Source organism: Vibrio sp. NH-UV-68, from assembly GCF_042940635.1.
Lineage (GTDB): Bacteria > Pseudomonadota > Gammaproteobacteria > Enterobacterales > Vibrionaceae > Vibrio > Vibrio pacinii.
In genome coordinates this window covers 714673-728043 of sequence record NZ_CP134976.1, presented here as the reverse complement: position 1 = coordinate 728043, position 13371 = coordinate 714673, and the positions used below count along the sequence as shown (strand labels likewise).

The following is a 13371-nucleotide window of genomic DNA, read 5'->3' as shown; positions in this document are numbered from 1 at the left end:
CACGTCACATTCGGTCCAACAAACCAACTTTCCTACACCTTAAATCGCCCCACCAAATCATACAGTTCGTTAGCGCGTCCTTTTACGGCCTCACTTCCTGATCGGTTATCATTGGCCAGCTTCGCTGACTGCAACTCTACTCTGAATACTAAGGTTGGCGAGACTTACGCGATGATCAAAGCACTGAACAAGCTTACATGGTTTGGTATGCCTAAATCTCATTATATAGTCTCAAACTGATTCGCATGAGGCTACCATATCTTCGCAGCGAACTAAGCAACACAGACTCAGCTACGCTCAAATAACCTGCTATCTATAATTAAGTGGGTTGTGCTAGTCGAGAGTCGCATCGAGAATGGTCATTTTCTTAGTTTGATATCCGAAAGTGACCTCAAAAGCTTAACTTGGCATAGGACTTACCGACCTGATTAGTTAACTGCAAAAGTAACTCAATCCAGAGACAAACAACCCTATTCCAGTGAGAATGACAACCACCGTATTTTGAGAAAATGCCTCTTTAAAGCTATTGCTGCAGTTTCTATAGACGAAGAACAGGCCAACGACCGTTGTTAAGGTAAATAACAACACTAAACCACTAGGCAATGTACGTCCTAGCATTGCATAATACCCCCCTGTAAAAACTACGGACAAAACCCCAAAGAGGGATATTGCAAGAAATATTTTCTCTTCACATGAGTAATACTTTTCCGTTCCCTTGCGATGTTCATAGTTATACCAAAATAAATCAAAAAGAGTTATGGATGCTACAACACCCGATGCCCAAAGCTGTGGGATAATATGTTGCAACGGATATAGAACGAATGTTGCAAGCATCCCAAGCCCACAAATAGCAACTATCAGTGAATAAAAATGCACATAGTTTTTGTTTGTATCATTTCTATAGCTCCATGCTTTAAAGTTACACCACGCAGTGTAAGAACGACTATTACCACTTGACATTTTTACATCCATAACATTTTGAAAATTAGATTTTTGCTGAAAATCGTGTAGCCTATTAGTTTTACACCTTAAATCGACTCACCAAGTCATACAACTCGTTTGCGCGTCCTGTTAAGGTCTCACTTCCCGACCGGTTCTCATTCGCCAACTCAGCCGACTGCAAACTCTGCTCTGAAATTACCACAACGCGTTGTGATATTTCCTGCCCGACCAGGCTTTGTTCTTCTGTCGCCGTGGCGATAAGCGTGTTCATATCCATGATGGTACCAATGAAGCTTTGTATTTCTATCAACGCCTTTGCCGCAGCCTTTGCCTCACTGACCGTCGCCTCACCTCTCGTCTGACTCGAAGACATGGCACTAACCGCATCATCGGACGCCGCTTTTAGTCGCTCTATCATTTGATGAATGTCGCCGGTACTCTCTTGTGTGCGACTGGCCAACTTTCTGACTTCATCTGCCACCACAGCGAACCCACGACCTTGCTCACCCGCTCTCGCCGCTTCAATCGCGGCATTTAAAGCAAGCAAGTTGGTTTGCTCAGCAATATCTTGAATGACCCCTAGCGCTGCCGAAATATTCTGCACATCACCTTCCAATCTCGTAATGACGCCACTGGCGTGCGAAACTTCTTTGGCCAACACCTCCACAGACTCCGCCGCCGTATCGACAATAGATTGCGCTTGCTTGGCGTTATCATCCGCCTGCTTTGCCGACTCCGCAGCTTGACTTGCATTGCTCGAGATTTCTGTCGCGGTCGTGGTCATTTCCGTCATGGCAGTCGCCACTTGTTCAGTTTCCTCTCGTTGACCGGCAGCCAATGCGTCCACTTGCGTCGCTCGCTGCGCCATACTTTGTGTTTCGGTGACCACTTGTTGTCCCACCTCACTCACGTTTTTGATGATGGTTTGCAGGTTTGCCACAAATGCATTGAAATGATGACTCAACCTCGCGAACTCTGGCACCGTAAACGCCTCCATACGAGCGGTTAAATCCCCTTCACCATGGGCAAACGCGCGAATGGAATCATCAAATAGGGTTAGAGGCTTCATGATTGAGCGGTTAATCACCACTGCCAAGACAGCGACAAGACCAGAGAGTAGCAAACAGACGACCACAATCGTGGTTAACGTATCAGCGAGCGCCTGCCCTGTTGCCTCTTCTAAGTCCGCAATGACCGCATCGATATCATCGGTATAAAACCCCGTGCCGAGTATCAGGTCCCACTGCGGAATGTATACCGAATAGCTGAGTTTAGGGAGAGCGTGAGTTTGTCCTGGTTTAGGAAAATAGTACGTGGTAAACGCCCCAGACTTCGCGTTGCGTACCAACGACTGAATAAACAGATTGCCTTGTTTATCTTTTAACGTCCAAAAACTCTCGCCGAGCCCTTTATCACTCTCGCCTAGTAACAATCGAACCCCTTGTGAGTCGTAACCGAAGACATACCCATCGTCACCATACTTGAGAGATTTGAGGGTCGGCAGCGCCTCGTCCAACGTCGCACCTTCACTCAACAAAGGCGCTACAGCGCTTTGCGCCATTTTGATGTAGTTTTTCAACTCTTCCTTTTTCATCGCCATCATCCGCTCACGGGTCACCTCAACTTGGTGCTCATTGAGTTCCGTGGTTTTGACATACGTGACGACTAACATGCCGAGCATGATGCTCAGCATAGGGAGAAGCGCCAGCACATAGAGCCGGCTGCGAATAGAAAGATTCATAGTGGTGTCCTTACCCGGTCGAAGACAGTCTCTTGTGACAACTACCTATATAACTGTCAATAAAAGTCTAGTTCACGGCCGAGGGATTATCGATGGTATCAAGTTTAAAAGCATCATCATTAAGCTGTTTGAGAATGGCGTACACATCCACTCTCTCATCACGACTCGCGGCCAGTAACTTTCGGATGTCTTGACGAACCGGTTTATAGTTTGGGTTGGTCAGGGCGCGTTTATAAAACTTGACCAGCACTTGACGACGCTGTGATTCGGTCACACGCCCTTGAGTCAACGTCGCTGACATAAGTAATGCCAATAAGCTATGACAAATCAAGTCATACAGCGCTTGCTCACTGGTGAGGGGTGGCTGCCTCATGCTGCTACCCCACTGGCTAACCAAACGCTTGGTTCACAAGGACGATACAAGCAGAAACCTTGAAGGTACGGGACGCCTGCTGACATCAACTGGTCAAACATCTCGGTGGTCTCCACGCCTTCGGCTACTATCGTAATACCGTGACTTCGGCCATAGTCGCACAAGTATGACACGAGCTTTAAGCAAGCCGGGAGTCGCATCGCTTCTATCACCAGTGCCCTATCCAACTTGACCTGATAGAGCGGTAAATTGAACAACCCCGTAATCGCGGTCATACCCGCACCAAAATCATCAATGGACAATTTGAAACCGAGCCGGTTAAGGGCGTTTAGGGTGCTCATCATTGACTGGGTGCTTTCAAGTAAGTACGACTCGGTAATTTCCAATACTACCCGAGACGGAGAAAGCGCAGTCTCGGCTACGACCGCCATCACATCATCGACAAAGGAAGGTCTAAGCAGTTGCTGCGCCGACACGTTGACATTAATGTTGGGTCTCGACTGATGCACCTTGTCAAACGCTTGCAAAAACTGGCACGCTTTTTCAAGCACAATCAACCCAAGTGCGTGTATGTAACCCAGTTTTTCCGCCATAGGGATAAACTCCCCCGGTGTGATGCCCCCTAATATAGGGTGAGTCCAACGAGCCAGAGCTTCGTAGCTCACCAAATCACCTGTGGAAGCCGCCACGATGGGTTGCAGCGCAATGTCTATGTGCGAGTGAGCTATCGCGGCCTCTAACGCATCTTCTATGTCAAAATAGCGCTGTATTGCCGCTTTCGACGGCCCTGCATACGAGACTGGCGACTCAACTAATCGAGCGTACTCTGACACGTTGAACACTTGCGGCAGCAATCGCGTCGAGTCTTTATCTTCACGGCGCAGTGCACCTATGCTGAGTTGTGAAGTCAAAGGCACGTCATGGGTTCGCTGTTGTTTGAGAAAGCGAGTTTCAACTTTCGTCATTAAGTTCATCGCTTGTCGAACGCTAAGCGGTGCCTCGGCCGTAAAAACTAACGTATCGGCGCCAATGCGATACAGCCCGTATTGAAGCGACAATACGTCATCCAACACTGCCACCAGCGCAGAGACTAGACGAGAGGTGGCGTCCTGTCCCACTCGGCGTTGAGCTTCATGAAGTTGAGTAAAACAGCAAGTAAACAACCACCCTCTTTCATCAAACCTGACCATGTCTTTTAAAAACTGATGCCGGTTATACAGCCCCGTTTCACTGTCATGATTGGCGATGTGGGAAAGGTATTGGTTGAGAAATACTTCCTCCGACACATTCTTATGTGTTCCGACCATCATCACGTCGCCTTCTTGTTCCACCAAGGTTCCGATTGCCTCAATCCACAAATAGTGCCCGAATCGGTTTTTAACCCGGTAGCGGGTTTTGACGTGCGTGGATGGTGCTTCATTTTGATGACCATCAACTTTGCCTTGCAAGCTCTCTCGGTCCTTGGGATGCACCAGAGCCAACCAGTCGTCGAAGGTCGACCCCTCGAGGGGCATATCAAACTGCTCGTAAAACGGTGTGTTATAAAATTCCACGACGTTATTACGCGTCATGAACCAAAGACCTTCACTGGTAGTGTCAAAGAGTTGCAATACCGACGTTGGGAAAACATGTTTTTTCATTGCGTTACAAACCAATCCTTGTCGTTCGTCCTATGATGAGTTTGACTCAAAAAACTCAAATCATAACGGCCAACGGAACTTTCGCTCGCGAGGGCTACTTGGGCATGGAGAGCGACACTTGACTGCACTCCATCACTAATTGCTTCAAAGACACAGACGCCCCAATCACCGTCACGCGATTTCGCCAGTATGTGCGAGCGCCACTTCTGCCCCTCGCAACATAGCCTTCATCAAATCTTTCGCATTGAATTTTGACAATGCCTCACTGGCTCCAACCTGAAGTGCTCGATCTTGACTTATGTCACTGGAGAGTGAGGTATGTAAAATGGTGTATATCGCTCGTGTGCTTGGGTTATCGTTCAGTGCAAAGACCAGCTCATAACCATCCAGTCCTGGCATTTCGATATCACTAATGACCATGTCAAACTTCGTTCCCATATCCTCGCTCTCCAGAAGCAGTGCCAACGCTTCATCCCCACTACGACACAATTGATACCTCAAACCAAAGCGGTCCAATAGCTCCGACATCAATCGACGGGCAATAATGGAGTCATCAACAACCAACACATTGAGTTTTTGCAATAACGCCAACTCTTCTTGTGACAACTGAACACCCGCTTCTTCAATGTCCACCGGAAAAATTTCAGTCAACACTCTTTCAACATCCAGTAATTGCACCAATTGCTCATTATAGCGCGTACTCCCCAACACAAACGTGTCTTGCCCCACCGCCTTAGGCAAAGGCGTCACCGATGTCCAGTCACACGAGACAATGTGTTCGACCTTGTCCACCATTAACGCCACTTGCATGCGCATACAATCGGCCACGATTAGGGTTTGCGTCTCTCGTTTGGACAAAGGCACGCCGCGACCACCCATGGCCAATGACAAGTCAATCACAGGCAGGCTGATATCACGAATGGTCACAGCCCCAATGACGTAAGCATGACAAGCGGGCAAAGCGGTAGGTCTCTGAAAAGGGACGATTTCCTTAATCTTCATCGTGCCTAATGCGTAGAGTGTTGTTTGTTGGCACAGACGAAACATCAGGACGCTTTGAGACTGGTCTGAAAAATGAGGCATGTGATTCATTCCTTAACTTAATACGATTACGTTCTAAACAGCGCCAAAGCTTGAGTGAGTTTAGTGATGTCTGCCACCAAAGCGTGCGCATGACGCGTTGAGGCTTTGGCTGCGTGATTAACTTGCTCGCTGAGTTCATCAATAACACTCGCTTGCTCGGATAAACTGGCCGTTGCTTGCGCTTGCTCTTCGGTGGTCGCCGCAATGCTCTGCGCTTGAGCCGACGAAGCACTCATGTACTCACCAATATGGCTCATGTCTCTCTGAGTATTTGACAACTGCGCCATCATGGCCTCACTTTGCTCGGTGACCAAACGCATCGTGCCAGAGGTGTCCGCCACCTCTTGGACCAATGCAGATACGATACCTTCGATATCCGCAATAGAGCCTTGGGTTTTGGCCGCAAGGGAGCGAACTTCATCCGCGACAACAGCAAAACCGCGCCCAGCTTCGCCTGCTCGAGCGGCTTCAATAGCCGCATTCAGCGCCAGCAAATTGGTTTGCTCAGCGACCTCACCAATAATGTGAATGACAGAACGAATGTGGTCTGCTTGTTGATTGAGTCCCTGTACTTTGTCATTGAGTTTTTGCTGCTCATCTACGACCCGGTGCACCGTCTCGATGCCTTGGCCTAAATGACCGATGCCCGTTTGGGTTAAACTATCGACTTCGATAATACTGCCAGAGAGGTGCTCAATCTGTGTGGCAATTTCCTGTGATGATGTTGACAACTGCGCGACAGCGCTAACCATCTGAGTCAATTCAGTCTTCACATCCGATACATGGCCCGTTACATCGTTTGCGATAACATCAATGTCATTTGCACTTTTGACACCTTGTTGTGCGGTCACTTGTGCGGATGTCACCATACCTCGAACTGACTCAGTCATGGCTTCAGCCGCCTGAGACAGCAAACGCAGTTCGTTGCGCCCAGCCTCCGTGTCATTGTTAAAACGCTTTGTCCAATCCCCCTTACCGAGATCTGACAGAGTCGAAGTCAACGTTGATAACGGAGTAAAGGTTTTGTTGATGTACCAAGTCAGCACAACGAACAACACCACACCACCAATTGAAAACTGCCACGCCAAAGAGGTCAAAAACACCGCACTTTCTTTACCCAACTCCAACTCAAAAGCCCCGCCCATGACCATCCAGTTCCAATTTGGTACGCGAGTAAATGCCATGTGTTTGACATCAACCTCTCCATTGGACATTTCAAATGGGTATGAAATGACACCACTGTCTTTATTAAACATATGGGAAAAGGGCCGACTGCCATCAGGTAGGACTAGCTCTTTAATGTTTTCATCACTGTCAAACTTCGGATGCAATAGATATTGACCTTCATTACCGATAGAGGCGTCAAGAACAATGGTGTACCCTGTTTCCCCCCAAACCACATCCCTAAGGCCCGAAAAGACCTCACTCATTACTTCATCAAGCGGGAGGCCTACAAAGCTCAATGCAATGACTTGATTGTTTTTGACAATCGGGAAGTAGTAAGTGAGATATCGAGAGCCAAAGAGAGACACCAAGGATTGATAGGGTTGCTTAGACTGCAATGATTGAAATGCTGGATGCTCACGCCCCAATTGCGTTGCAAACGCCCTGTCATTGCGTTCGTTTCTCAGAGAAGTCGTAATACGAACAAAGTCGCCATCTCGGGTAGGCGCAAATATGGTGGCAACGGCGCCCGTTACCGCCGTAAATTGGTCAAGAGGCTCAAAAAGAGAGGTGATAGAACGACCGTCTGTCATTAGCTCATGATAATGACTCTGACCTAACTGCTTGCTCATAGTGCTGACAGAGATATTGGGGAGATACCGGTCGAGTAAAACGTCGTTCAATCGCTTTGCTTGGAGTAGATACCCCTGGTACTGGTCACCCAGTTGAGTGGATAACATTGACAACTGACGCTGAGCATCAAAGACACTTTGCCCAACTAAGGTGTGCGCAGCTTGTTGGTATATCGCCCCACCCATGGTGAGACTTGTTAATCCCAACACACAAAACACAACGATTTTCAGTTGTGTTCCCAACGCTTTCTGACGTAACCATTCCATTTTTGTTTATTCCATTAACAGGTAAGGCAGTGCAATTTAGTGCAATGAAACACAAAAATAATTGACCTTGGTCAACATTACAATTCATTTGGTAAACATAAATGTTCGGTAATATTTGCCTAACTTATTATTTCAAAGCTGTTTATCTCACACGAACTCAGCAGAAAGATATGCCAGACTTGGTCACTTTTTAGGAACAATGTTTTACCTTGGCTTATATGAATTTTTTATGACAAAACTTCCATATCTCTTCGTTGCAAAACAAGCATTACGCCTCCTGAGAAGACAATGACAACCTAATCAATAGTACCGCTCTTATATTTGTGCTATACAATTAACTAGAAAGTACGAACGCTTAAACAATTGAATACAAAATTGGAAACGTTTACATTTGTGGCATGATGTTTATCGCTACTCACTAGTTGGCTATGGTACTATGAAGGCAAATAAAGAATCTAACCTGCTCCAAGCTGTAGAAAACACGACAACAGTTGGCACATGGAGCTTAGACTTCCATTCGCAAACCCTTCATTGGAGCGCCAATACTAAGCGTATCCATGATGTACCTTCTTACTACGAGCCTCAGCTCGAGAGCGCCATCAACTTTTACCCGCTTGAGTTTAGAGCGGAACTGCATTCTCAAATCAGCTCCGCTGTACATAACCAAACTCCCCTTGTTTTTACCGCAAAAATCGTATCAGCCACAGGGCGAGAAAAGTGGGTGAAAGTGTTTGGTCAAACAGAGCCTCATCAAGGTATGCTATACGGAGCAATTCAAGATATCACTGAAGAGCTGGCTTTAAATGAACGGCTTACGGGTTTAATGGCAAATAGGGATCGGGCACTAAACAATGTGATTGAGGCAATCGTACATTACCAATGTGATGGGCGAATCGTCAGTGTTAATAACGCGACTACAGACCTCTTTCTTTATACTGAAGGCAAACTTCTCAGCCTGAACATAGCGTCACTTTTTGAACAGAGCCACATTGCTAACCTTACTTGTTGTCAGGGGGATGAACAACAACACGAGATTCTAGGACGTAAGTCCGATGGCTCGACTTTCCCTGCCATGCTCATTACCTCTGCCACGGACAACCCAGATGTCTGCATGGCCATCTTTCGAGACATTTCTGGAGAACTTGAGACACTCAAGCGCATCGAGCGTTTAACATTCTTTGATGAACTCTCTGGGTTACCCAACCGGCACTATCTAATGGCTCAATTGGAAAACGAACATGCAAGCGAACGTAACCTGATCGCTATCAATATTAACAACTTTAGTAAGATAAACTTAGCCTGTGGGCATGATGAGGGTGATAAAGTACTGCTTGAAGTTGCAAGACAGCTGAATCAACGCGCTGGAAAAAATGCTCTTGTAGTAAGGGATCTTGCAGATCGCTTTTTTGTTCTCCAATCCGCTACCGAATCACTGAAGGATAGAGAGGGTCTTCAATTGGCTGCAAGGCTACTCGAAATTCAGAATTCACCATTAGCTGGTGGAAAGTTGCATTACCTCTCGCTTTCACTGGGTATTGCGCCGATTAATTCCGACGACCGAGCATCTGAAGCTATTGCCCGTGCGGAGAGTGCCTTGTTAACCTCGCGAGCTTCTCCAATTGAACCTCTGCACATTTACGAGCCTTCAGATATTGACACGCAGAAGCAACAATATTTTATTGAACAAGCACTTCGACATGCAATTGAAAGCGATAGCATTACTTTTTACTTGCAGCCAAAAGTTAATCACCATACACACGTCACATCTGCTGAGCTACTAATACGTTGGTTTGATTCGGGTGGCCATAGTCCATTTACCCCTGATGAGTTCATTCCCGTCGCAGAAGAGAGCGGTCTTATCACTATTTTGGGTCACAAAGCCATCACCTTTGCCGCCCGCTATCTTTCAGATATGAAGCTCACTCATCCAGCACTCACTCTCTCTGTCAATGTCAGTCCCACTCAATTTATGAGCCATCAATTTGTTGATCAACTACAAGATGTTTTCAACAAGTACAATGTCAGTTTGAGCAAGCTCGTTATTGAAGTAACAGAGAACCTCCTACTTCATGATGAAGCAGATGTAACTAATACTATCGCCCGCCTGAAATCTTTAGGCGTAAAAATCTCTTTGGACGATTTTGGTACAGGATACTCAAATCTCAAACGTATCTTGGACTTGAACATTGATGAAATCAAAATTGATAAATCTCTAGTAATCGATCTTGAAAGGTCTAGCAGATCTAGAGCTTTAGTAGATTCGATTGTTCTAATGGCGAACAGTTTATCACTCCCTTTGACCGCTGAAGGTGTCGAAACTCAGGATGTTGTTGAGTATTGTCAGACCGCAGGAATCCAGCAAATGCAAGGTTATTATTTTGCTAAGCCAATGTCATTTGAAGTGTTCCTGACGTGGTTGAGAAGGACACACTAGTGGGGTTAATCGCATGTCCTTAAGATTTCAAACTTGTTCAGTTTTTTTCCTAATGCTCGCTAGCTATAATTGTGTTGCTCAGTCGATAAAGCTCAATTTATACACCCAAGATTTCCCGCCGCTCCAGTTTACCCTAAAAGGCGAACCACATGGGTATGTGGTTGACTATGTGAAAAAGGCGATTGAACGTGCTAATGAATCAGTCTCGATGAAGGTTGAAGGTGTACATTTTGCTCCTTGGAAACGCGCATTGAAAACCGTCAGAGAGAAAGAGAATACACTACTTTTTTCCATTTCAAGAACACAAGCACGCAAGAACGACTACCTATGGGTCGCTAAAGTTTCCCCTTATAAAGTAGGACTTTTTAAGCTTCATGGAAGGAATGAAATAGCAATCACTGACATTAAACATCTCTCCCACTCTCGAGTTAGTGCACCTCCAGGCAGCTCTTTCCAGCAGCTGTTTCAACGCTACAACTTCATCAATGTCATTCCCGTAAGTGAAAGCAAAGAAGCAATCAGACTGCTTCATGGTCAACGGATAGACTATGCTCCCATGGATGAAGCTAGCGCCTACTATCGACTCAAAGAGTATGGTTACAATCCCGAGGAGCTTGTAAAAGTCATCGATATTGCAGAACTGTGCGAGGATTTATGGTTGGTAACGAGCAAATCAACTGCCCCTGAAGTGGTAAAAGCTCTATGATGACCTAGAGCAAATGAGCTATCTCGAGCACCTCATACAAACATATCCGAAAAACAGTGAAATAATGAACCGCTATTTGCATGAAAAACTGTCAAGCGAATGAGTTTATCGGATACAGCTCTTAACTCTTCAAAAAAAAAGGCAGGCTACTTTGAGGGGTAGAACTGCCTTACCTCAACTGAGGTGGAAAACTAGCTTAGGCTAGTGTAGTGACTAAATCGTTGTTTATGTGACTATCGAAATGGATGGACTCTTTTGGTTAAGTTTATCTAGATTGATCATATTACACTTGGGTAAGTACTCGCTCACAATTTCACCGCTGACAAAAACTCTATTTTCCTCGGTTACTCTCAATGAGCAAATAGAATTCTGGATAGGGAACCGCTGGGGAAAAGTGGAAGCCTTGCAACACATCTAATCCCATAGTCTTGCATAGTTCTGCATGTTTATTTGATTCGACCCCCTCTGCTACCGTCTTGAATCCAAGTTTATGTGACATATCCACGATAGAAGATACGACTGCCTTACACTGTTTGGAAATCGGTAGAGGTATAATTAATGATTTGTCAATCTTGAGTTCAGTGACGTCCAAATCGACGAGCCTTCTTATATTTGAATACCCTGTTCCATAGTCATCAATCGATACCGAAACACCTCGCGCGCGTAAAGCTCGAATTGATTTTTCTACTTGATTAACATCGCTCACAAGTAGCTCTTCTGTGACTTCAACATTTAAGTTAGCTAGGCTCGCTCCATACGCAGAAAAGATGTCCTCAATACTTGGAATGAATGACGACGAGAGCATCTGTGAGGGGCTAACATTAATAGACAGTGAAAAGTCTGGATAACTCTCATTGATTTCATTCAAAAATATCGCTGCGTACTCAATCGCAAGCAGCCCGATGCCATGTACTAACCCCGTTTCTTCGGCTATGTTCATATAAATTGCCGGACTGTGTTTTATCATACCATCTTTGCCAACCCAGCGAGATAATAGCTCACCTCCAATAACCGTTTTAGTGGGAGAGTATTGTGGCTGAATCCAAAAAACAATCTGGTTATTTTCTAGCGCTTCGCGCAACTCGTACTCCAAATTGTAATTCGCTTTGACGTTTTCTAACTGACTATTTTTAAATACAGAACAGTGTTTCCCCACCCTTGATTTCGCATTCATTAAAGCACTTTGAGCACTAGCTAGTACTGATAATGGAGAACAATCATCAACTATCGCAATCCCAACATAAGCGGTGACATAATGGTCAGCATGGTACCCGTTAATTTTCTTCTCGAATCGCTCTAAAAAAGTTTTTACCTGACACTTTACATCTTCTAAGTGGCCGTAGCCAAAACCGTTCATAACGACAAAGAAGCGGTCTGCGTAGTCTCTGACCACAACACCACAGTGTCCAAAGTGCTCTACTAGTATCTTAGAAACTTCAATAAGAACAGAGTCACCTTCATGGTCACCAAAGACGAAATTTACCTTAGCGAATTCCTTCAAGTTGATTGCCAAAACCGTTCGGTTGTCAACAGTATAGGTACTCAGTTGCTCAACAAGAGCATGCCGACTCTTAAGTCCCGTCAAAACATCGTCATGAAGATTGGCATCAGATCGAATTTTTGGTCTGATTATCGCAATCCTTGGGGCGGACTTATCAATAGAAAAACGGGTAAGTAGAACCTCGACAGGTGTATCCTCACCATTCAAAAATGTAATACTAGTATCAAAATATATCTGGTTGTCTATAGGTGGCTGCCGCCAGCTTTTATCAAAAACCAGTGATGGTAGAATAGCATCAAGTGTAACGGCGTGGGTGCCTGAAAATGCCAAACTCGATCTAGCGGACTCATTCATGCTGACTACCACTCCTTCCCCATCATAGAGTATGACAGACTCTTCTATCAGATGGAGCAGTTGAGAAGAAAGCGTTGACATCGAAATATCTAGCCCAAGAAACGTTGGTAGCCTTTCATTACTTTCTGACGCTTTCACCTCCTTTATCAAGCCAAAATACTCATTACTTGGCTCTATATATACGACGTAAAGTCTCACTCGACTTAATTTTCCCGTCTGAGTTTTCACTTCAGCATCAAATTGAAACCGACCACCGAAACGATTTATGTTGCGCAGTCTATAGATCAAGTCAGCTTGATAACGAGGCAAAAATAACTCTAAAACCTCAACAAGGCTAGGTGTAGCGTCCGTGCGGATACCGAATATTTGCCTCGTAGCTTTGCTCCACGTGAAAAGCTCCTGATCTATATTCAGACTCCAAGTTCCTATAAATAGATCACGTTCCAATAGATCTAGTATCAGAGATGCTGTATCAACGGTTTCCATTAACATGTACCATATATTCCACATGAAGCTTACTGATACTTCACAGAA

At 45.4% G+C, this 13371-nt stretch carries 9 protein-coding genes; 2 read left to right on the top strand and 7 right to left on the bottom strand.

Features of this window, described 5'->3' with window-relative positions:
• Positions 1-432 precede the first annotated feature (432 nt).
• From ViNHUV68_RS17670 to ViNHUV68_RS17645, 6 genes are all read right to left on the bottom strand, one after another.
• Complete coding sequence (locus tag ViNHUV68_RS17670) at positions 433-960, bottom strand: hypothetical protein (protein ID WP_391091843.1); 528 nt, start codon at positions 958-960, stop codon at positions 433-435.
• A gap of 61 nt (positions 961-1021) precedes the next feature.
• Complete coding sequence (locus ViNHUV68_RS17665) at positions 1022-2683, bottom strand: methyl-accepting chemotaxis protein (protein WP_391091842.1); 1662 nt, start codon at positions 2681-2683, stop codon at positions 1022-1024.
• Positions 2684-2750: 67 nt separating this feature from the next.
• Complete coding sequence (locus ViNHUV68_RS17660; RefSeq protein ID WP_391091841.1) at positions 2751-3056, bottom strand: DUF2913 family protein; 306 nt, start codon at positions 3054-3056, stop codon at positions 2751-2753.
• Positions 3053-4696 carry an EAL domain-containing protein gene (locus ViNHUV68_RS17655; protein WP_391091840.1) on the bottom strand — a complete coding sequence of 548 codons (1644 nt, stop codon included), beginning with the start codon at positions 4694-4696 and terminating at the stop codon, positions 3053-3055. Before ViNHUV68_RS17655 ends, ViNHUV68_RS17660 begins: the two co-directional genes overlap by 4 nt.
• A 171-nt stretch (positions 4697-4867) precedes the next feature.
• Positions 4868-5779 (bottom strand): chemotaxis protein CheW, encoded by a 912-nt coding sequence (locus ViNHUV68_RS17650; protein ID WP_391091839.1) that lies wholly within the window; start codon positions 5777-5779, stop codon positions 4868-4870.
• Positions 5780-5805: 26 nt separating this feature from the next.
• Positions 5806-7842: a Cache 3/Cache 2 fusion domain-containing protein gene (locus ViNHUV68_RS17645; protein WP_391091838.1), complete on the bottom strand. Its 2037-nt coding sequence runs from the start codon at positions 7840-7842 to the stop codon at positions 5806-5808.
• A gap of 436 nt (positions 7843-8278) precedes the next feature.
• Between ViNHUV68_RS17645 and ViNHUV68_RS17640 the strand changes: the two genes are divergently transcribed.
• Both ViNHUV68_RS17640 and ViNHUV68_RS17635 read left to right on the top strand, forming a co-directional pair.
• Complete coding sequence (locus ViNHUV68_RS17640) at positions 8279-10276, top strand: EAL domain-containing protein (protein WP_391091837.1); 1998 nt, start codon at positions 8279-8281, stop codon at positions 10274-10276.
• Positions 10277-10289: 13 nt separating this feature from the next.
• A complete protein-coding gene (locus tag ViNHUV68_RS17635; RefSeq protein ID WP_391091836.1) occupies positions 10290-10982 on the top strand; it encodes a substrate-binding periplasmic protein in 693 nt (230 codons plus the stop codon).
• 331 nt (positions 10983-11313) lie between these two features.
• Here ViNHUV68_RS17635 and ViNHUV68_RS17630 read toward each other — a convergent pair whose 3' ends face one another.
• Positions 11314-13323 carry an EAL domain-containing protein gene (locus tag ViNHUV68_RS17630; RefSeq protein WP_391091835.1) on the bottom strand — a complete coding sequence of 670 codons (2010 nt, stop codon included), beginning with the start codon at positions 13321-13323 and terminating at the stop codon, positions 11314-11316.
• Positions 13324-13371: the final 48 nt, after the last annotated feature.